Annotated in this window: 16 protein-coding genes and 1 pseudogene; 10 read left to right on the top strand and 7 right to left on the bottom strand. The window is 71.0% G+C overall.

Annotated elements, in window-relative coordinates; translation table 11 throughout:
- Window positions 1-2: 2 nt before the first annotated feature.
- Window positions 3-1592: an MFS transporter gene (locus ACGFJ7_RS13365; RefSeq protein ID WP_392642308.1), complete on the bottom strand. Its 1590-nt coding sequence runs from the start codon at window positions 1590-1592 to the stop codon at window positions 3-5.
- Window positions 1593-1753: 161 nt separating this feature from the next.
- On the opposite strand from ACGFJ7_RS13365, the gene ACGFJ7_RS13360 reads away from it, so the two are divergent.
- Entirely contained in the window at window positions 1754-4000 is a 2247-nt protein-coding gene (locus ACGFJ7_RS13360) for a putative bifunctional diguanylate cyclase/phosphodiesterase (protein ID WP_392642307.1), read from the top strand.
- Window positions 4001-4009: 9 nt separating this feature from the next.
- On the opposite strand, the pseudogene ACGFJ7_RS13355 reads toward ACGFJ7_RS13360, so the two are convergent.
- Window positions 4010-5284: pseudogene (locus tag ACGFJ7_RS13355) on the bottom strand (acetyl-CoA C-acetyltransferase); the annotation flags it as partial.
- Window positions 5285-5354: 70 nt separating this feature from the next.
- Here ACGFJ7_RS13355 and ACGFJ7_RS13350 point away from each other — a divergent pair.
- From ACGFJ7_RS13350 to ACGFJ7_RS13335, 4 genes are read left to right on the top strand one after another with little or no spacing between them, the layout of a single operon-like run.
- On the top strand, window positions 5355-6677 hold the full coding sequence (locus tag ACGFJ7_RS13350; RefSeq protein ID WP_392642306.1) for a 3-oxoacyl-ACP reductase: 1323 nt from the start codon (window positions 5355-5357) through the stop codon (window positions 6675-6677).
- A 4-nt stretch (window positions 6678-6681) separates the two neighbouring features.
- Complete coding sequence (locus tag ACGFJ7_RS13345) at window positions 6682-7500, top strand: MaoC family dehydratase (RefSeq protein ID WP_392642305.1); 819 nt, start codon at window positions 6682-6684, stop codon at window positions 7498-7500.
- Between the two features lie 10 nt (window positions 7501-7510).
- On the top strand, window positions 7511-8722 hold the full coding sequence (locus tag ACGFJ7_RS13340) for an acyl-CoA dehydrogenase family protein (RefSeq protein WP_360248363.1): 1212 nt from the start codon (window positions 7511-7513) through the stop codon (window positions 8720-8722).
- Window positions 8722-10254: an AMP-binding protein gene (locus tag ACGFJ7_RS13335; RefSeq protein WP_392642304.1), complete on the top strand. Its 1533-nt coding sequence runs from the start codon at window positions 8722-8724 to the stop codon at window positions 10252-10254. Before ACGFJ7_RS13340 ends, ACGFJ7_RS13335 begins: the two co-directional genes overlap by 1 nt.
- Here the strand turns inward: ACGFJ7_RS13335 and ACGFJ7_RS13330 are convergent.
- Window positions 10229-11029, bottom strand: a complete 801-nt coding sequence (locus ACGFJ7_RS13330; protein ID WP_360248367.1) for a GNAT family N-acetyltransferase — start codon at window positions 11027-11029, stop codon at window positions 10229-10231. The genes ACGFJ7_RS13335 and ACGFJ7_RS13330 overlap by 26 nt on opposite strands.
- Before the next feature lie 72 nt (window positions 11030-11101).
- On the opposite strand from ACGFJ7_RS13330, the gene ACGFJ7_RS13325 reads away from it, so the two are divergent.
- Window positions 11102-11899: an SDR family oxidoreductase gene (locus ACGFJ7_RS13325; protein ID WP_392642303.1), complete on the top strand. Its 798-nt coding sequence runs from the start codon at window positions 11102-11104 to the stop codon at window positions 11897-11899.
- Window positions 11896-12648, top strand: a complete 753-nt coding sequence (locus tag ACGFJ7_RS13320; RefSeq protein WP_360248371.1) for a hypothetical protein — start codon at window positions 11896-11898, stop codon at window positions 12646-12648. The genes ACGFJ7_RS13325 and ACGFJ7_RS13320 overlap by 4 nt, the downstream gene beginning before the upstream one ends.
- Here ACGFJ7_RS13320 and ACGFJ7_RS13315 read toward each other — a convergent pair.
- The 3 genes from ACGFJ7_RS13315 to ACGFJ7_RS13305 are packed head-to-tail and all read right to left on the bottom strand — an operon-like array spanning window position 12599 to window position 16429.
- Window positions 12599-13051: a hypothetical protein gene (locus tag ACGFJ7_RS13315; RefSeq protein ID WP_360248373.1), complete on the bottom strand. Its 453-nt coding sequence runs from the start codon at window positions 13049-13051 to the stop codon at window positions 12599-12601. The genes ACGFJ7_RS13320 and ACGFJ7_RS13315 overlap by 50 nt on opposite strands.
- Window positions 13052-13084: 33 nt before the next feature.
- Window positions 13085-15499 carry a glycogen/starch/alpha-glucan phosphorylase gene (locus ACGFJ7_RS13310; protein WP_392642302.1) on the bottom strand — a complete coding sequence of 805 codons (2415 nt, stop codon included), beginning with the start codon at window positions 15497-15499 and terminating at the stop codon, window positions 13085-13087.
- Between the two features lie 18 nt (window positions 15500-15517).
- Entirely contained in the window at window positions 15518-16429 is a 912-nt protein-coding gene (locus ACGFJ7_RS13305) for a LysR family transcriptional regulator (protein WP_392642301.1), read from the bottom strand.
- Window positions 16430-16495: 66 nt separating this feature from the next.
- Here ACGFJ7_RS13305 and ACGFJ7_RS13300 point away from each other — a divergent pair, with 66 nt between their 5' ends.
- From ACGFJ7_RS13300 to ACGFJ7_RS13290, 3 genes are all read left to right on the top strand, one after another.
- On the top strand, window positions 16496-17323 hold the full coding sequence (locus tag ACGFJ7_RS13300) for an inositol monophosphatase family protein (protein ID WP_392642300.1): 828 nt from the start codon (window positions 16496-16498) through the stop codon (window positions 17321-17323).
- Between the two features lie 2 nt (window positions 17324-17325).
- Window positions 17326-17934: an NAD(P)H-binding protein gene (locus ACGFJ7_RS13295; protein ID WP_360249968.1), complete on the top strand. Its 609-nt coding sequence runs from the start codon at window positions 17326-17328 to the stop codon at window positions 17932-17934.
- Window positions 17935-18438: 504 nt separating this feature from the next.
- On the top strand, window positions 18439-19560 hold the full coding sequence (locus ACGFJ7_RS13290) for a glycosyltransferase (RefSeq protein ID WP_392642299.1): 1122 nt from the start codon (window positions 18439-18441) through the stop codon (window positions 19558-19560).
- Between the two features lie 39 nt (window positions 19561-19599).
- Here ACGFJ7_RS13290 and ACGFJ7_RS13285 read toward each other — a convergent pair whose 3' ends face one another.
- Window positions 19600-20298, bottom strand: a complete 699-nt coding sequence (locus tag ACGFJ7_RS13285; protein WP_392642298.1) for a hypothetical protein — start codon at window positions 20296-20298, stop codon at window positions 19600-19602.
- Window positions 20299-20891 lie beyond the last annotated feature (593 nt).

The following is a 20891-nucleotide window of genomic DNA, read 5'->3' as shown; positions in this document are numbered from 1 at the left end:
TGTCAGGCTTCGACCAGTTCGACGCCCTGCTCCTCGGCCAGCCCCTCGGCGCTGGTCGGGGCGGGCGCGCCGGCCGGGCGCTTGCCGGGGATCCAGATGAGCGCGACCAGGGCGCCGAGCACGGCGAACACCATCGAACCGGCCGAGGCCCAGTGCATGGCCGTGACGAACGCCTCGTTGGCGTGCGACAGCAACTCCGGCGCGGCCGGGCCGGCCTGGGCCGCCACCCCGTACGCCCCGGAGATCGACTCCCGGGCGGCGTCGGCCGCGGCCGCCGGCAGGCCGTCGGTGGCCGAGCCGAGCTGGTCGCGGTAGACCGAGGAGAGCACGGCGCCGAGTGCGGCCACGCCGAGCGCGCCGCCGAGCTGGCGGATCGTGTTGCTGACGGCCGAGCCCACGCCGGCCTTCTCCCGGGGGAGCGCCGCCATGATCGACTCGGTGGCGGGCGGCATCACGTTGGCCATGCCGACGCCCATGATGAAGAACGCGGCGCCGACGATCCAGATCGGCGTGGTCTCACCGACGAACAGCCAGGCGGCCAGGCCGATCGCGACCAGGATCAGGCCCACGGTGCTGACCACCTTGGGGCCGAACCGCTTGACCATGGCGGCGCTGCGCGGGGCGAAGACCATCTGGGCGACCGCGAACGGGACGAACAGCGCGCCGGACGCGAGCGGGCCGTAGCCGCGCACGAGCTGCAGGTAGAACGCGCCGAAGAACATCGCGCCCATGGCCGCGAAGAAGATCAGGCCGATGACGCCGGTCGAGGCCGAGAACTGCCGGTTGGCGAACAGCCGGACGTCCAGCGACGGGAACTCGACGCGCAGCTCCCAGAGGATGAAGCCGGCCAGCACGACGGCCGCCGCCACCAGGGTGCCCCACGACTTGGGGTCGCCGAAGCCGGCGTCGCCGCCCTCGATCACGCCGTAGGTGAGGAGGGTGAGGCCGATGACCGACAGGATGACGCCGACGATGTCGATGCGGTTGGGCTTCGGGTCGCGCGACTCGGGCACCAGGACCAGCACGAGGACGACGCCGGCGGCGGCGATCGGCACGTTGATCAGGAAGACCGAGCCCCACCAGAAGTGTTCGAGCAGCAGGCCGCCGACGATCGGGCCGATCGCCACGCCGAGGCCGACCGCGCCCGCCCAGACGCCGATGGCGCGGCCGCGCTCACGCGGCTCGAAGACGTTCGCGATGATCGACAGGGTGGCCGGCATGACGGCCGCGGCGCCCAGGCCCATCAGGGCGCGGGCGGCGATGAGCTGGTTCGCCGAGTCGGCGTAGCTGGACACCAGCGAGGCGATCGCGAAGATCGCGAGGCCGGTGACCAGGGTGATCCGGCGGCCCAGCCGGTCGGCCAGGATGCCGGCGGTGAACAGCAGGCCGGCGAAGACCAGCGTGTACGAGTTGATCGACCATTCCAGCTCGCTCTGCGTCGCGCCGAGCCCGTGCACCGGGTCGGCGATCGTCCGCAGGGCGACGTTGAGAACGGTGTTGTCCAGCACGACCACCAGCAGGCTGATGACCAGGACGCCGAGGATGGCCCAGCGGCGGGGATGCCCGGCCGGTGCCGTCACGGTCTGATCCATCTGGTGTTTCCCCCACGTTTCGATACGAGACTGTTCCGTATTCGTGGAGCCTAAGCGAAACGAGACGTATCCGTATCGGAATGTGGGGCCGGTCACGATTGCTCCCGTCCCGCAACCGTCGCGGGCTGAGACCCGCACCATGCGAGGCCGATCGTCGAAGCATGCTCAACATCAGGACCTGGCTACCGGCCGGCGGGGGACTGCGCGACGAGGACTGGATGCGCCGCCACCGGCTGCTGACGCTGATCCTCGCCGGGTGCGTGGGCGGCCTCACCGTCTTCGGCGCGTGGCGCGACGAGCTGGGCGACCCGCTCACCCTCGCCCTGCTGTTCCTGACTCTGGCATGCGTGGTGGCCGGCCGGTTCTTCGACGGCCGGCGCCTGTCCTCGTCGTTCGTGTCGCTCGGCTTCACCGTCGCCTGCGCGGACTTCGTCGTGATGTGCCACGGGCAGACCGAGGCCCACTTCACGTTCTTCATCTCCGTCGCGGCGCTGGCCCTGTACCGCGACTGGGCGCCGTTCGGCATGGTCCTGGTGGCCACCACGGCCCACCACGCGCTGTTCGGCGTCTTCGACGCCGAGGCGACGTACGGTCACCACTCGGCCCAGGAGCACCCGCTGTTCTGGGCCGTGCTGCACGGCGTGGCCGTGCTGTTCGCGGCCGCCTTCCAGGTGGTGGCGTGGCGCCTGACCGAGACCGAGGAGGCGCGGGCCAAGGCCAGCCTCGACAAGAGCCAGGCCCAGCTGAGCGCCGCCTTCGACGAGACGCCGGTCCCGATGGCGATGATCTCGCCCGAGGGTGTGCTGCTGCGCACCAACACCGCCTACCGGTCCTGGCTGCGCCTGCCCGATGAGCTGCCGGCCGGCTTCCGCGTCGCCGACCTGCCGATCTCGCCGCTCGACGTCAAGGGCAGTGCCCTGGCCGAGCTGGTCGCCGCGCCCGACGACGCCGTGCTGACCCGCCAGTACCGGCGGGACGACGACGGCTCGATCATCTGGGTCGAGGTGCACAGCACCGGCGTGCGCGACGCCCACGGCAACCTCGAGATGGTCTTCGTGCACTGCCTCGACGTCACCGACAGCCGCATGCACGAGGAGGAGCTGCGGCACCAGGTACGCCACGACGCGCTCACCGGCCTGCTCTCCCGGCCCGGCTTCGAGAGCGACCTGGCCGAGCTGCTGGCCCCGGGCGGCGAGCCGGTCTGCGTGCTCTACCTCGACGTCGACCGCTTCAAGTCGATAAACGACGGCCTCGGCCACGTGGCCGGCGACGAGCTGCTGCGCGCGCTGGCCGCCCGCCTGGCCGCCACCGTGCCCGCCGGTTCGCTGGTGGCCCGCCTCGGCGGCGACGAGTTCGTGGTGGCGCTGGCCGGTTCGGTCGACGCCGGGCGCCAGGTGGGCCGCGAGATCCTGGCCGCGTTCACCGAGCCGCTCCCGCTCAGCAGCGGGCACATGCAGATCGCGATCAGCGTCGGCATGGCCCTCGGCCGCTCACCCGAGCAGGCCGAGGACACCGTGCTGGCCGCGGACACCGCGATGTACGCGGCCAAGCGCGCCGGCGGCAACCGTCTGCAGGTCTTCAGCGACGAGCTGCGGGTGGCGGTCAAGGAGCGGATCGCGGCCGAGGCCCGGTTGCGGGCCGCCCTGGCCGGCGACCGCGAGGCGGCGCTGCCGGTCTGGTTCCAGCCGATCGTCAACACGGCCACCGGCCGCATCGTCGGCGCCGAGGCGCTGGTCCGCATGTTCACGCCTGAGGGCAACCTGCTCGGCCCGGGACACTTCATCCCGGCCGCCGAGGAGACCGGCCTGATCGTGGCGCTCGGCGAGCACGTGCTGCGCCTGGCCGTACGGCACCTGATGGCGTGGACGAACCAGCTGCCGTACATCTCGGTGAACGTCAGCCCGCGCCAGCTCGCCGAGCCCGACTTCGTGCCGATGGTGGCCGCGGTGCTGGCCGAGAACCCGGGCCTGGACCCGTCCCGCGTGGTCCTCGAGATCACCGAGACGGCCCTGCTCGGTTCCGCGGTCGACGTCCGCGAGAAGCTGGAGTCGATCAAGCGGCTCGGCGTGCGGGTGGCGCTGGACGACTTCGGCACCGGCTACAGCTCGCTGACCTGGCTCCAATCGGTCCCGGCGGACGTGGTCAAGCTCGACCGCTCGTTCGTGGCCGGCCTGGCCGCCGACTCGCGCAAGTCGTCGATCATCTCGGCCGTGCTGTGGCTGGCCCGCTCGCTGAACATGACGGTCGTGGCCGAGGGCGTCGAGGACCCGGAGGACTGGAAGGCCCTCCAGGCCGCCGACTGCCCGTCCTGTCAGGGCTACCTGTTCGGCCGCCCGCTGCCCGCCTCGGAGTTCGAGCTGATGCTCCCGTTCCCCGAGACGGCCCGCCCGCGCCAGCTGGCGAGCTAGGCGGCGCGGTCAGCGCTCCAGGATCGCGACGACGCCCTGGCCGCCGGCGGCGCAGATGGAGATCAGGCCCCGGCCCGAGCCCTTCTGGGCCAGCAGCTTGGCCAGGGTCGCCACGATGCGGCCGCCGGTGGCCGCGAAGGGGTGGCCGGCGGCCAGCGAGGAGCCGTTGACGTTGAGCTTGGCCCGGTCGATCGCGCCGAGCGGGGCGTCCAGGCCCAGGCGCTGTTCGGCGAACTCGGGCGACTCCCACGCGGCCAGGGTGGCCAGGACCTGCGAGGCGAAGGCCTCGTGGATCTCGTAGTAGTCGAAGTCCTGCAAGGTCAGGCCGTTGCGGGCCAGCAGGCGGGGCACCGCGTAGGCCGGGGCCATCAGCAGGCCCTCGTCGCCGTGCACGTAATCGACGGCGGCGGTCTCGGAGTCGACCAGGTACGCCTGGACCGGCAGGTGGTGCTCGGCCGCCCACTCCTCGGAGCCGAGCAGGACCGTGGAGGCGCCGTCGGTCAGCGGGGAGGAGTTGCCGGCGGTCATCGTGCCGTTCTCGCCGCCGAAGACCGGCTTGAGCCTGGCCAGCTTGTCCAGGCTGGTGTCGGCGCGCAGGTTCTGGTCGCGGGTCAGCCCCAGATAGGGCGTGACCAGGTCGTCGAAGAACCCCTTGTCGTACGCCGCGGCCAGCCGCTGGTGGGAGGCGAGGGCCAGCTCGTCCTGGGCCTGGCGGTCGACGTGCCAGCGGACGGCGGTGATGGCGGCGTGCTCGCCCATGGACAGGCCGGTGCGGGGCTCGGCGTTGCGGGGCACGTCCGGCTTGAAGGCCAGCAGGGGGTTGAGCTTGGCCAGCACCTTCAGCCGGTCGCCGAGCGAGCGGGCCCGGTTCAGCTCGAGCAGCGTACGGCGCAGGTCGTCGTTGAGCTGCAGCGGCGCGTCCGAGGTGGTGTCGACACCGCCGGCCACACCCGCGTCGATCTGGCCCAGCGCGATCTTGTTGCCGACCAGGATCGCCGTCTCGAGCCCAGTGCCGCAGGCCTGCTGCACGTCGTACGCCGGGGTGGTGGGATCGAGGCGCGAACCCAGCACCACCTCGCGGGTCAGGTTGAAGTCGCGGGAGTGCTTGAGCACCGCGCCCGCGACCACCTCGCCCAGCCGTTGCCCGGCCAGCCCGTACCGGGCCACCAGGCCGTCGAGGGCGGCGGTGAGCATGTCCTGGTTCGACGCCCGGGCGTACTTGCCGTTCGACCGGGCGAACGGGATCCGGTTGCCGCCCAGCACCGCGACCTTGCGTGGCACGGTTGCCTCCTTGGATGTCGCCTAGCTACCGATCAGTAGGCTACCAACGTGGGCGCCGAGTAGGCTGCGGCCCATGGGTGACAGGTACGCGAGTTTCGCGAACTCCGGTCCGGGCCGGACCCTCGTCAAGCGCCTCGGGCTGCCCGATCCGCCGCGGCTGCGCCGATACCGGGCGGGCGACCCGATCGCGGCGGGACCGGTGCTGCTCGGCGGTGCTCCGGGCGGGCGGCTCGGCGAGGAGATTCGCAAGGTCCTTTCCGGTACGGGGACCGAGGTGCTCGACGCCGCGGCCGGTCCGCTCGGTGCGCTGGTGTTCGACGCCACCGGCATCACCAGCACGGCGGCCCTGAGCGAGCTGTACGACTTCTTCCATCCGAACGCGCGTTCGCTGGCCCGCTCGGGCCGGGTGATCGTGCTCGGCACCCCGCCCGCCGAGACCGGCTCCGCGCGCGAGGCGACGGCCCAGCGCGCCCTCGAGGGGCTGACCCGCAGCATCGGCAAGGAGTTCGGCCGGGGCATCACCAGCCAGCTCGTGTACGTGTCGCCGGGCGGCGAGACCGCCGTCGAGTCGACGATCCGCTTCCTGCTGAGCGGCCGTTCGGCGTACGTCTCCGGCCAGGTCATCACGATCGGCGCCGGAACGCCGCCGGCCCCGGCCGACTGGGAACGGCCCCTGGCCGGCAAGACGGCGCTGGTCACGGGCGCGGCGCGGGGCATCGGGGCGGCGATCGCCCGGGTCCTCGCGCGCGACGGCGCCGAGGTGATCGCCCTGGACGTGCCGGCGGCCGGCGACGCTCTGGCCGGGGTGGCCAACGACGTACGCGGACGGGCTCTGCAGTTGGATCTCACCGCGGCCGGGGCGGGGGAGCGGCTGGCGTCCTACCTGAGCGGCCCGCTGGACATCATCGTCCACAACGCGGGCATCACCCGCGACCGCACGATCGCCAAGATGGACGCCGGTGGCTGGGGGAGCGTCCTGTCGGTCAACCTGGTCGCGCCCGAGCGGATCAACGAGGTGCTTCTGGAACGCGGCCTCCTCCGTACCGGAGCAAAGATCGTCGGAGTGTCCTCGATCGCCGGGATCGCCGGCAACCGCGGGCAGACGAACTACGCGACCAGCAAGGCGGGCGTGATCGGGCTGGTCCAGTCGACGGCCCCGGTGCTGCTGGAGAAGGGCATCACGATCAACGCGGTGGCGCCCGGCTTCATCGAGACGGCGATGACCGCGAAGATGCCGCTGACGCTGCGCGAGGCCGGCCGCCGGATGAACAGCATGTCCCAGGGCGGCTTGCCGGTCGACGTGGCCGAGACGATCGCGTGGTTCGCCTCGCCCGGCTCCGGGACCGTCACCGGCAACGTGGTGCGGGTCTGCGGGCAGAGCCTGCTGGGGGCGTGACGCCATGGCCGTCGAGGAGCTGACATCCGACCCGGCCGGCAACACCCTGCGGGCGGCCCTGGGGTTGCTTCCGCGCGGGCGGCGCACCTCGTTGCCCGACCTGGAACTCGTCCGGCGGGGCGTGCCCATCGACCGCGATCACCTCGCCCGCTACGACCGGGTGTGCGGATTCCGGCTGTCCGACACCGTTCCGGCGACCTATCCGCACGTGCTGGCGTTTCCGCTCGCGATGCGGTTGATGACGGCGCCGGACTTTCCCTTCTCCGCCATCGGGCTGGTGCACATCGCCAACCGGATCACGGTGTCCCGGCCCGTCTCGGCCGATGACATTCTTGATTTCTCCGTTCGGGCGGCCGACCTGCGGCCACATCCACGCGGGCAGCAGGTGGACGTGGTCGTCTCCGCTTCCGCCGGTGGCTCCGCGGTGTGGTCGGCCGTGTCGACGTACCTGTCCAAGACGTCGTTCTCCGGCTCTTCCCGGTCCTCCGAGCATTCCTTCCCCGCCGCTTCGGCCGTGTGGCGCGTGCCCGCCGCCGTCGGGGGCTCCTATGCCGCGGTGAGCGGGGACCGGAATCCGATTCACACGTCCCGGATCGGGGCGCGGCTGTTCGGATTCCAGCGGCCGATCGCGCACGGGATGTGGAGTCTGGCCCGCTGTCTGGCGTTCTTCGAGGGGCGGCTGCCGGGCGCGTACACCGTGGACGTGGCCTTCAAACAGCCGATCCTGCTGCCGTCCACGGTGTCGTTGCACGCCTCGCCTTCTCGGGAATTCGAGCTGTACGGCAAGCGTCCCCATCTTGTGGGCCAAGTTACCCCTGAGTAGGGTTGCCCTCGTGGAGTTCTGGCTCGATCTCAACGAAGAGCAAAACGACCTGCGTGAATGGGTGCACGGTTTCGCCGCCGGCGTCATCCGGCCCGCCGCCGCCGAATGGGACGAGCGCGAGGAATTCCCCTGGCCCGTCCTCCAGGAGGCTGCGAAGATCGGGCTGTACGGCTTCGAGTTCCTGGTGAACACGTGGGCCGACATGGCCGGGCTGTCCCTGCCGATCGCCAACGAGGAACTGTTCTGGGGCGACGGCGGCATCGGGATGGCCATTTCCGGCACGTCGCTGGCGGTGGCGGCCATCTATGGGTCGGGCACGCCGGAACAGCTCGTCGAATGGGTGCCGCAGTGTTTCGGCGACGCCTCCGCGCCCGCCGTCGGCGCCTTTTGCACGACCGAGCCCGCGGCCGGTTCCGACGTGGGCGCCATGCGGACCCGGGCCGTTTATTCCGAGGCCACCGACGAGTGGATTCTCAACGGCCAGAAGGCGTACGCCACCAATGGCGGCATCGCCGACGTGCACGTCGTGACGGCCTCGGTCGACCCGGCGCTCGGCTCGCGGGGACAGGCGGCGTTCATCGTGCCGCCCGGCACGCCCGGGCTGGCCGCGTCGCGCAAACTGAAGAAGCTGGGGCTGCGGGCGTCACACACGGCCGACGTGTTCCTCGACGACGTGCGGGTGCCCGGGTCGTGCCTGCTCGGCGGCAAAGAAGCGCTGGACGAACGGCTCGCCCGGGCGCGAGCGGGCCAGAAAGCGTCCCGGCAGGCGGCGATGCGCACGTTCGAACTGTCCCGCCCGGCGGTCGGCGCGCAGGCGATCGGGATAGCGCGGGCGGCGTACGAGTACGCGCTCGACTACGCGAAGGACCGGGTCCAGTTCGGGCGGCCGATCGTGGAGAACCAGGCGGTCGCGTTCGCCCTGGCCGACATGAAGACCGAGATCGACGCGGCCCGGCTGCTCGTGTGGCGGGCGGCGTGGATGGGCCGCAACGACAAGCCGTTCGAGGCGGGCGAGGGCTCGATGTCGAAGCTGAAGGCGGGCGAGGTCGCGGTCGCGGTGACGGAGAAGGCGGTGCAGATCCTGGGCGGGGCGGGCTACCTGCGCGACCACCCGGTGGAACGCATGTACCGGGACGCGAAGATCTACACCATCTTCGAGGGCACGTCGGAGATCCAGCGCCTGGTCATCTCCCGCGCGATCACCGGCATGCAGATCCGCTGATGTTCGTCGTCCGCACGATGGCCCGGCGGGGCCTGCTGAACCCCGGCCACCCCGGACGGATCGTGCGGCAGTTCGCGGCCCTGGGCCGCTGGGGCTTCGGCCTGGCGGGCGAACTGAGGCAGGCGGCGGCGCGCAGCCCCGGGCGGGTCGCGGTGATCGACGACCGGGGCCCGACGACGTACGGGGAACTGCTGGCCCGCTCGTCCCGGTTGGCGGCGGCGCTGCCGTTCGGCCCGGGCGACCGGGTCGGCCTGCTGCGCCGCAACTCAGCCTCGATGATCGAGACCCTGATGGCGATCACCCAGCTGGGCGCCGATCCGGTGCTGATGAACACGGGACTGTCGGGCCCGCAGTTGGCCGCCGTCATCGACGACCAGCAGCTGAACGGCCTGATCCACGACGACGAGTTCGCTCCGCTCCTGGCCGCCGCGCCACCGGCGTGCGTTTTCCTGGGCGAGGCGGACGTCGAAAGGCTGGCCGGGCGGGCGAGTGGTCGGCGGCCTCGGCTGCGACCGCCGGTGCGGGCCGGGCGGACCATCGTGCTGACGTCGGGGACCACGGGTACGCCCAAAGGGGCTCGGCGGCCCACGCCGGGTGGGTTCTCGCCGCTGTGCTCGATCATCGACCGGATCCCGTTGCGGGCCGGAATGCGGATGCTGATCGCCGCCCCTCTCTTCCACACCTGGGGATTCGCCGCTCTTCAGATCGCCATCGCGCTCCGGGCGACGATCGTTCTGCGCCGGCGGTTCGAGCCGGCGGACGCGCTGGACACGGTCGTCCGGGAGAACTGCGCCGCCCTTGTCGGCGTACCCGTGATGGTTCAGCAGTTCATGGAGCAGCCGGCGCGGGAAGTACCGCTCCGTGTGGTGGCCGTCAGCGGGTCGGCGCTGCCCGGTGGGCTGGCCACGCGTTTCATGGATCGGTACGGCGACGTCCTCTACAACCTGTACGGGTCGACCGAGGCGTCCTGGGCGTCGATCGCCACCCCGGCCGACATGCGGGCGGCGCCGTCGACGGCGGGGCGGCCGCCGCACGGCACGGTGGTTCGGGTGCTCGACGACGACGGGAAACCGGTGCCGGCCGGAACGCCGGGGCGGCTCTTCGTGGGGAACGAGATGCTGTTCGAGGGCTACACCAACGCCTCCTCCGGTGATGTCCGCGACGGGCTGTTGGCCACCGGCGATCTGGGGCACCTGGACGAGGCGGGCCGGGTCTTCGTCGACGGCCGCGCCGACGACATGATCGTGTCGGGCGGCGAGAACGTCTTCCCGTCCGAGGTGGAGAACCTGCTGGCCGACCTTCCGCAGGTACGGGAGGTCGCGGTGATCGGTGTGCCCGACGAGAAGTACGGGCAGCGCCTCGCCGCCTACGTGGTCGCCCGGGACGGCGCCGCCCTGGACGAGGACGCGGTGCGTGACCATGTGCGGGCGCATCGCGCTCGTTTCTGCGTACCCAGGGATGTGGTTTTTCTCGGCGCCCTTCCCCGCAACGCCACCGGCAAGGTTCTTACCCGCGAGCTGCCTCGTCCTTAGTCCACTTGTAGAGCGTCGACGTGGTGATCTGGTGAAATCCGCGCCGGCGCAGGATGGGTGCGCTGTCCGGGGACGCGTCGACGTGCAGCAGCCGGAAGCCGCGGGCGGCGGCCTCGCGGGCCCGGGCGGCGATCATGGCGCCGTACAGGCCGTGTCCCCGCCACTCGGGTAGTGTCGTGCCGCCCAGCAGCGCCACGAATTCGGTGCCGGGATGGTAGATCGTCCAGGCGGTGCAGACGAGCCGGCCGTCGGCCTCGGCGATGAGGATGGTGATCTGTTCGGGGTCGGCCGACACTTGGGCGTTCAGATGCTCGGCGACCCAGGAACAGTCGAACCCCCACACCGCGGTCTGCTGGTCGGCGATGCGGCGGAGGTCGTCCGCCGCGCTGACTCGGCGCAGCGCGACGCCGTCGGGCAGGACCGGTTCGGCGGCCACGTCGCCGGCGATGCCGATCAGCACGGCGAACGGGTCCTCGGGCACGAACCCGGCCGCTGACAGGCGTTCGGGGAGACTCGTCGGAAGGTCGTGGGCCCGCAGTTTCCATTCGACGCCCTCGCCCCGCGCCTGGAAGTACTCACGCTGGCGGACGATCAGCCGGTCCAGCTCAGCCCCGTCCACGCCGAGGTCGCGCGGTGTCCGTACGCGTCCCATGTGGCCGCCGACGACCCGGAGGACCGGCCCGTCCTGCTCGTACGTCATGCCGGCCGGCACGGCGCCCGGCGGCATCCGCATCTGCGCGTCGTAGGCCGCCAGGAGCGTGTCAGTATCGATCATCGTCACATAGTGCCCGATACGCCGTTCAGAAGATGTCCCATTCCCTCGCGGGACGTTCGATATTGTGCGTCGATGGATCGCACTGCTCTGGTCACGGGGGCCTCGTCGGGTATCGGACGGGCGACGGCGGTGGCGCTGGTGGCGGCCGGCTACCGGGTGTACGGCACGTCGCGCAAGCCGTCGTCGGTGGCGGATCCGGTCACCGGCGTCGAGTACCTGCCGCTGGAGCTCGACGAGCCGGACTCGATCGAGGCCTTGGCCGGGACGCTCGGCGGCGTCGACGTGCTGGTGAACAACGCGGGCGAGAGCCAGTCGGGCCCGTTCGAGGAGCTGCCGGACGAGGCCCTGCGGCGGGTCTTTCAGATCAACGTCTTCGGTCCGGTACGCCTGGCGCAACTCGCCCTGCCGGGCATGCGCTCGCGCGGATACGGGCGGGTGGTGATGGTCGGCTCGATGCTGGCCTCCTTCCCGCTGGCCTACCGTTCGTCCTACGTCGCCTCGAAAGCCGCGATCAAGGGCTTCAGCAACGGGGCGAGACATGAGTTCTCCCCGTACGGCGTCTGGCTGACCACCGTCGAACCGGGTTCCATCGCCACCGGCATCAGCGAACGCCGCACCGTGTACGGCGAACCGGATTCCCCGCACCGCCGGCGCTTCGAGACGATGCTCGCCGCCCTCGACCGCAACGAGCGGGCCGGCACCTCACCCGAGCGCGTGGCCCAGACCATCCTGAAGGCGATCGCGGCTCCCCGGCCCCGCCAGCGCTACGCGGTCGGCAGCAACGCCCCGCTGGTGTTCGCGCTCCGCCGTGCCGTCCCGGCCTCACTGGCCGAGCGCCTCACCCACCGCCGCCACGACCTGTCCACATGACGACGCCGCGGTCACCTTTCGGGCCACGGCTGTGGCGGCTGCTGGCCGTACGCCGGCCGGACGCCACGACGGTGATGGAGGAGATGGTGGCCGCTCTCGCCGGGGAGGCGGGCGTGGCCGAGGCCGAGCTGCGGGCCGTCGTCGACGGGGCCGGGCCGAGTCCGGAGCTGCTGGAACGGCTGGCGCCGGCGGTGCGCATCGCGCCGGCGGACCTCTACACCGTCGCGGGGCTGCCGGTCCCGCCGGAAGAGGCGTCGGCTCTGCCCACCAAGCCGTGGGATGTGGGGCATCTCCTGCGCGCGGCGGCTCGGCTCGACCGGGAGCGGATCGCGGAGATCGACGAGCTGGTCCGGGCGATGCCACCGCGACCGCGGGCCGAGCCGGCGGAGGAGCCCGGCTTTCCCGAGTCGGCGGGGTCGATGCTCGTGCGGCTGGCGGGGAACCGGAACATCAAGCCGCACAACGCGCGCGTGCTGCTCGAGGTGGGCGGCGGGCCGTACGTCTCCGACTCGACCATCTGGATGCTCGGGGCGGGGAGGGTCGTGGTGACCCCGCTCTACGTGACGGCCTTCGCGCACCTGCTCGGATACGACCCCGGAGAACTGGTCGCGCTGGCCGGGGTGGGGCCGGTCGCCGAACAGGCCCGGCCGCACCCCGAGCACGCGGCGCTGGCCGCGCTCGCCTGGAACGCCCGGCGGCTCACCGGCGACCAGCTCCGACAGGCGCTGGCCGCGGCGCGCGCGGCTTGAGCCGGAGCACGGTCTTGCGCAGGAACGGGTCGGTGACCGAGGAACGCCAGGCCGCCGAGCCGGCGGGGGTGGCCAGGTAGCGGCGGACGGCCGGGGCCGGGCCGTGGCGGAACGGGGCGTGGCCCTCGTGGCCGCGGGTCAGGTGGTGGTGGGGGTGGGTTTCCGGCTCGTCGTCGGCGCACGTCACCAGCTCGCCCGAGCGGACCAGGGCCAGCACGTCGGACTCGAAGGTGGCCCACGCGCGGCCCGGCGACGGCCACCGCACGAGGTGGCTGGCCGAGGAGGTCACCGAGGCGGCCCAGGCCGCGTAGACCTCCTCGACCAGCAGCGGGCGGGTCGCGCCGGACACCGCGCGGAGGATGAAAGGGGCATAGCCGATGCGCTCGAACTCCACTGTGAACATGGCCCTGATTCTTCCCGGGGGGTATGACATTTTTCAGGGGCGGACGGGAGCCGCGTGCCAGATGCGGTCCAGATAGTCGGCGACCGTGCGGTCGGCGGAGAAGAAGCCGGCCCGGGCCGTGTTGAGGATCGACATCGTGGTCCAGCGCTCCTGGTCGCGCCAGGCGGCGTCGACCTCGGTCTGGCAGTCGACGTACGACCGGTAGTCGGCCAGGGTCAGGTATTCGTCGCGGTCGAGCAGGGACGCCGCCACCTCGTGGCCCACCCCGCCGAAGGCGCCGGCCTGGACGGCGTCGAGGGCGGCCCGCAGCTCGTCGTCACTGTGGTAGTGGTCGCGGGGCTGGTAGGCGTCGGAGCGCAGGGCGAGCGCGGCCGGCGCGTCCAGGCCGAACAGGAAGAAGTTGTCGGCGCCGACCCGGTCGCGGATCTCGATGTTGGCGCCGTCGAGGGTGCCGATGGTGAGGGCGCCGTTCAGGGTGAGCTTCATGTTGCCCGTACCGGAAGCCTCTTTTCCGGCCATGGAGATCTGCTCGCTCAGGTCGGCGGCCGGAATGATGTGCTCGGCCAGCGTGATGTTGTAGTTGGCCGGGAAGACCACGCGCAGCAGGCCCGCCGTGGCCGGGTCCGCGTTGACGACGGTGGCCACCGCGTTGATCAGGTGGATGATGTTCTTGGCCGCCTGATAGGCGGGCGCCGCCTTGCCGCCGAACAGGACCGTTCGCGGTACGCCGTCGTAGCCGCCCGCCTTGATCCGGTGATACAGCGTGATCACGTGAAGCAGCTTGAGTTGCTGGCGCTTGTACTCGTGGAAGCGCTTGATCATGACGTCCATCAGCGCGTCCGGGTCGCCCAGCCCGAGGGCCGCCTTGGCCGCCCGTTTCACGTCACGCCACTGCTCGCGGAACGAGGCGTCGTCCGTCAGGGCCGCCAGGCCCTCCAGAAGAGACAGGTCGGTGAGCCATCGGTCGCCGCCGAGCCCGGACGAAATCAGCGCGGACAGTCCCGGGTTGGCCAAGCGGACGAATCGCCGAGGAGAAACGCCATTCGTCACATTGGCGAAGCGGGACGGCCACAGGTCGTGGAAATCCCGCAGAACGGTCGAGGACAGCAGCTGCGTGTGCAACTCGGCCACCCCGTTGGTCATGGCGGTGCCGGTGACGGCGAGATTGGCCATGCGGACGAGGCGAGCCGGCTCCTCCTGAATGAGCGACATCCGCCGTACCCGATCGAGGTCGTCGGGAAAGCGTGACCGAACCTCGTCGAGAAGACCGGCATTGATCAGATAGATGATTTCCAGATGGCGGGGCAGGAGGTGGCCCAGCATGTCCACCGGCCATGTCTCGAGCGCTTCCGGCAGCAGCGTGTGACACGTGTAGTTGAACGTTCGGCGGACCAGCGACCAGGCGTACTGCCAATCGAGGCCCTCCTCGTCGACCAGCAGCCGCATCAGCTCCGGGATGGCCAGCACCGGGTGGGTGTCGTTGAGCTGAATCGCCGTCTTGTCGGGAAACGTGTCCCAGTCCGCGTTGCGGATGTGGAAGCGGCGGACGATGTCCCGCAGCGAGCAGGAGACCAGGAAATACTGTTGCTTGAGACGCAGCTCGCGCCCCGACGCCGTACTGTCGTCCGGGTAGAGGACCTTGCTGATGTTCTCGGCGCGCACCGCGTCCTGCACGGCTTCCGCGTACTGCCCGGCCGAGAAGCGCGTCAGGTCGAACGAGGCCCGGTGGGCGCGAGCGCGCCACAGCCGTACGATATTGACCGTCGTCGTCCCGTATCCCGGCACCAGCAAATGGCTCGGCTCGCCGAGGACGACCTCACCCGGAATCCAGGCGCGGCGGCCGTCCCTCTCCTCGACATGACCGTAAAAGCCCACCGTCTGGACGTCGTCCGGCGCGGGGAACTCCCACGGGTCGCCCTGGAACGCCCAGTCGTCGGGCCGCTCGACCTGCCGCCCGTCCTGGAATTCCTGGCGGAAGATGCCCAGGTCGTAGCGGATGCCGTAACCCACCGCGGGAATGTCCATCGTGGCCAGCGAGTCGAGCAGGCAGGCCGCGAGCCGCCCCAGGCCACCGTTGCCGAGGCCCGGCTCGACATCGAGCGCGGCGATCTCGTCCGGCGCGAAACCGCACGCCTCCAAGGCCTGGCGCGCGGCCTCGCCCGTACCCGAATACAGCAGATTCTGTTCCAGTTGCGGCCCGAGCAGATATTCGGCGCTCAGGTAATAGACCCACCGGGGATTGCTCTCGTATTGCGCCGCCGCGGTCCGGGCGCGGCGTTCGGCCAGGCGGTCCCGCACGGTCAGGGCCAAGGTCTCGTACGTGTCCTGCGCGCTCGCCGATTCCACGGTCGTGCCGCGCCGGTAGTACAGATTGCTCAGCAGATCCCGCCGGAATTCGCCGGGCGTGGTGCCGAGCGACCGAATTTCCACCCCGTTACGAAGGTCCATGCGTGCACCTTGCCCGAATCAGGTTTCCGGCAGTTGTCGCATTGCCGACGCCAGGGCGGCCCCGACCTGTGTGCGCAGCCACAGGTGCCCGGGATCGGTGTCGTAGCGCTGATGCCACACGCCGACGATCGGCACATCCGGCACGGCCACCGGCAGCGGCACGGTGACCAGGCCGAACGCCTCGATCAGCGGGCGGCTCAGGCCGAGCGGAAGGGTCAACAGGCAGTCACTGCGGCTGATCACCTGGGCCGCCGCCGCCACCGTGCCGACCGAGGCCAGCACGCGCCGGCGCAGGCCATGCGTGGCGAGGATCTCGTCGACCGGGTCGGCCAGGCGGCCCCGGCGCGAGACGAGCACATGCGGTTTCGCGGCGAACCGCTGAAGATCAATTGCTGGGGTGTACGGATGTGAGCGCCCCATCGCCACCACCAGCTGGTCGTGCCCGTAGGTCTCGGAACGCAGCTCCGGCGACACGGGAAGGCCGGCCCCGACCTCTAGATCGACGCGCCCGTGCCGCAGGTCGTCGGTGTCGATCGCGGTCTCGGCCAGGAAGCGCAACCGCACGCCGGGTGCCTGCTCGTCCACGACTTGGAGCAGGGGCGCGGCGAGGGCCGTGGCGAGGGTGTCGTGGCAGCGCAGGGTGAAGGTGCGCTCGAGGGTGGCCAGGTCGAGCTCGCGGCTCGGGGCCAGCACCTGATGGGCCTGCTGGACCAGGTCGCGCACCTGATCCCGGACGGCGAGGGCGTACGGCGTGGGGGTCATCGTCCGCCCGGTGCGCACCAGGATGTCGTCGCCGGTGTGCCGCCGGAGACGCCCCAGCGTGCGGCTGAGGGCGGGCGGGGAGAGCCGCAACCGGCCGGCGGCGCCGGTGACGCTGCCCTCCTCGAGCAGCGCGTCGAGGGCGGTCAGCAGGTTCAGATCTAGTTGCATGGCGGTAAATCGTAGACTAACAAGAGTGCACTGGACTTAACTGAGCCACGGCCCGAAGCTCGACACATGACAAACGAACTCCTTGCCGTAGTCACCGACGCCGTCCGCCAGGCCGGAGCCCGCCTGCTCACCCGCTACTCCGCCTCGGCCCGGCCCGCCGATCTCCAGGAGCTCGTGGCGGCCGTCCGAGCCAACGACGGCGCCGTGGCCGGCCTGCTCCGCCCGGTGCTGACGGCGGCGCTGCCCGGGTCCCGGTGGGAGGAGGACGAGCACGCCACCGGCCCGATGCCCGACGGTGACTGGTGGGTGGCCGACCCGGTCGGTGGCAACGTCAACGCGGTCCACGGCATGACCGACTGGAACATCGGCGTCAGCCTGGTCCGCGACGGCCGGCCGCGGTTGGCGGTGCTGTACGTCCCGCTCACCGGCGACCTGTTCACCGCGGTGGCCGGCGAGGGCGCGCGGCTCAACGGCGCACCGCTGCGCGTGTCGGCCAAACAGGACCTGGCGGCCGCGCTGGTCGGGACCGGCCAGGCCAAACCGGGACGCGACGCCGCGGCCGCCGCCCGGGTGGGCGCCGGGATAGCGGCGATGATGAGCGAGGCGCTGTACGTGCGGATGTCCGTCCCGGTCACCCATGAACTGGCCCAGCTCGCCGCCGGCCGGATGGACGCGGTGTGGCAGTTCGACAACGTCCGCTCGCACATCGGCCCGCTCCTGCTCGTCCGTGAGGCCGGCGGTGTGATCACCGACCTGGACGGCCGTCCCTGGGAGATCACCAGCAGTGGCTACCTGGCCGCCGCCCCGTCCCTGCACGCGGCGGCGCTCGCCGCGCTGAGCGCCCCCGGCATCGACGGTGTGGCGGGCCGCGCCGTGGCCGGTGGGGTGAGGTGAGCATGCGGATCGCGGTGCTCGGCGCGACCGGGGCGGTCGGGTCGCTGCTGGTGGAGACAGGGCTCGCACGAGGACTGGAGGTCACGGCGCTGGCGCGTGACCCCGCCCGCGTGCCGGCCCGGCCCGGCCTGACCGCCGTGGCGGCCGACGTGCACGACCCGGCGTCGATTGCCCGTGCCGTCGAGGGAGCCGACGTGCTCGTCTCCGGCCTCGGGATGCCGAAGGGTGACCTGCCCGGGGTGCTGACCGCCGGGGCCAAGGCCGTGGTGGCCTCCGGCGTGGGGCGGATCGTCTGGCTCGGCGCTCTCGGCACCGGCCCGTCGGCTGCGGCGGCTGGTGCTCTCACACGAGGGCTGCTGGCCCTGGTCATGCGGGCCGAGATCCCGGACAAGGTCGCGGCGGACGCGGCCGTCCTGGCCGCCGGGGGCACGCTCTTCCACGTCGGCCCGCTGGCCGGCGGGACGGCGGAGCACCACACTTTCCCACTGGAGGACATGCCGCGCCGCTTCTTCCCGGCGCGGGTGAGCCGAGCGGCGGTGGCCGCCGCCATGACCGACGAGGCGATCCGGCCTCGCTTCCCGGGCCGCGTCATCGTCACGGCCAACGGCTGAGCGTCCGGGGATGCTCCGATGGATCCCAAGCAAGATTGTCAGCCGTGCCGAGCTGGTGCGTCGTTACATGAAGTCGCAGGTGCGGGGCTCACAGCGCAGGCGCCCGAGCACGACCGGTAGAGGGCGGCGTCGGCGTGCCGGTCGCCGCCGCAGAGCTCGGCGCGCGCGGCTGAGGAGGTGAGCCGGTCGTGGTTCTCCCCGGCGCTGACCTATAGCTGCCCGGCGATCTCGGCGCCGACGCCGTTGGCGGCCGTCAGGCTGGGGCTGATCGCCGTGACGAGGAGGTCAGGTCGGTATGCCGGGGCCGTGAACTGTTGAGTGCCAGCACTCGCCGATCGGGTGTCGGCGTACGGCTAAGACTGGCTCTGGCAAGATTTTCGTAGCGGGAGATCGTTACGACCTGGGGATCAATAGTGGTGGTTGTTGAGGGTTGGAGGTGCTTGAGTCTGGTTCAGGCTTTGCCGGTCTCGGGGAACGCCGCGGGCGGGCGGTAGGCTCGCCGGAGTGCGCATTCTCTTCACTTTCATCGGCGGCAGTGGGCATTTCCGGCCACTTATCCCATTTGCTCGTGCGGCGCGGGCCGCTGGTCACACTGTGGCCGTGGCGGGCTCCGGGGGCCGGTACGAGGAGATCACGGCGGCGGGCTTCACGGCGTTGCGCACCAGCGAACCGAAGCCGCGGCCCGCCGACGAGCCCGAGCAACGTCTGGAGCCAGTCGACCTGGCCCGCGAGGAGCAGGTCCTTCGCGACTCGTTCGCCGGCCGGGGTGCGCGCCGCCATGCCAAGGCGATCCGGGAGATCGCGCTTGGGTACAAGCCGGACGTCATCGTGCGCGACGAGATCGACTTCGGCTCGGCGATCGCCGCGGAGACACTCGGTATCCCGTGTGTGAATGTCATTGTGCTGCTGGCGGGGGGCTTGGCCCGCAAGGAGGTCATCCTCGACCCGGTCTCTGCGTTGCGTGCCGAGTACGGGCTGGTACCCGACCCCGAGCTGACCCGGCTCAACGGCCAACTGGTCATCATGCCCGCACCGCCGAGCCTGCGCGATCCGCGCCACCCGCTGCCGCAAAGTACCTTCTGGTGCGCGCCAGGCAACCGCGTCCCGCGGCGAACGCACACAGCCGGCAAGCCCTTGATCTACTTCACGCTCGGGACGCTCGATACACACCGCGAGGTCTTCGAACGCGTGCTCGCCGGTCTTCGCGACCTACCGGTCCGCGTGGTGACGACAGTGGGGCGGCGGCTCGATCCCGCATCGTTCGGACCGCAGCCGGAGCACGTGCGCATCGAGCAGTTCATCCCGCAGCAGGAAATCCTGGCCGAAGCAGACCTCGTGATCGCACATGGCGGGTCCGGCACCCTCATCGGCTCGCTCGCCCACGGCATTCCCTCCGTGCTACTCCCGATGGGCGCCGACCAGCCGCACAACACGAGGCGCTGCGTCGAACTCGGCACGGCGCTGGAGCTTGACCCGGTGACGTTCACGCCCCAGGACGCAGCCCGCGCTGCAGCTACCTTGCTGCACGAGGACTCATACCGGCTCGCCGCACAGCAGATCCAGGATGAGATCAACGCTCTGCCACTGCCTGCGCAGGCGCTCGGCATGATTGAGGCGCTCGCTTAACGACCTGGGGTCACCCCCCCGGACATGACCTTGATCGTCTCATGCACGTGCGCGGTGTCGGCGTAGGAGTGGGACCCTTGCCCGGCCGGCCATGAGTCTCGTCTGGAGTTTCACGTCGGTGATGCGGCCTTCATTGACGCCGGAGCTGTAGGGAGAGGTGACAGATTGAACGACGGCCGGCAAGTCTTCGCGGATCACCTTGGCGAAGCTGGGCAGTCCGGGCAGGCGACTCGCCTCGAGTTCGTTGAGCCAGCCCGGTAGCGGTCCGGGGTCGCTGGTATCGAACATGGCCGCGAAGGCTCGGACCGGGGTGTGAGCGCGGTCGAGTTCAGCGCAGTGCGCGAGCAGCCGCTGTAGTCGTCCGGCGGTGTCGAGGGTCCGCCGTGGTGGGCTGCTGGTGATCCACCGGGCGACTTCGCGCGGTGACGGCGGACGGTTGCGGGGCTGATCGACCGGCAGGCCCCGGCGCGGCGGTGCGACCGCCATCTTCACGCGTGGACAGTGGCCGAGATAGCCCTTGGCCTTCAGCTCTTCGGGCAGCACCTTCACGCTGTGTTCGCCCTCATCCCAGCGTTGCTGCAGGTACCCCAGGTAGCGGTCGAGCGGGGACGGGACCCGCGGACGCGGGCGACGCACGCACTCCTGCCAGCTGGAGGCGGTTGCACACTTGCGAACGGTGCGCCAGTTGAGCCCCAGCCCACGGGCGGCGGAATTGTAGGCGCGGCCGGCGTCGGTCAACGCGTGCACCGTCTCGAATAACTTCGATGTGGTGTGCCCGTGGTGCTACATCGGCAAAGACGCCTGACCGCGGCGCTGGACCTCGTCGCCGGACGGAGCCGGGCGCAGATCGTCCTGCGCGGTCATGAACTGGCACCCGAGGCGGACCGGACCCCGGGGAGCACCGCCGCCGAGGCCATGACCGAGTGGTGGGGAGATCAGACGGAGGCCCGGATAGCCAAAATCGAGGCCCGCGTGCTGGTTTGTTGCCGCAGTCGACGAAGTTGAGGTAGCCGTCCAGCAGTTTCGCGTACGGCGGTCCGGCCTCGAGCATGATGTATTCACCGTCGGCGCATGGGAAGGTGTGGTTGACGGCGACGTGTTCGGCGCCGACGTTCATCGAGTGCCCCGACTGCACGACGTAGTGGGTCGGGTGCAGGAAATGCAGGGCATCGACGATGTCGATGGCGATGTCGCCGGCGCCCCCGGTGCGGGTCTGCCAGATCGCCGCGCCAGCCGCACCGATCAAGAGCTGCGCGGTCGCGGTCGCGGAAGTGTGGCGAACGCGGGGAGTTCGCTTTCGATAGCCGGTGAACGCTGCTGAGGTCGGCTCC

Source organism: Actinoplanes sp. NPDC048988 (assembly GCF_043197815.1).
Lineage (GTDB): Bacteria > Actinomycetota > Actinomycetes > Mycobacteriales > Micromonosporaceae > Actinoplanes.
The sequence above is the reverse complement of the archived record's forward strand: the minus strand, read 5'-3'. Positions and strand labels throughout refer to the sequence as shown.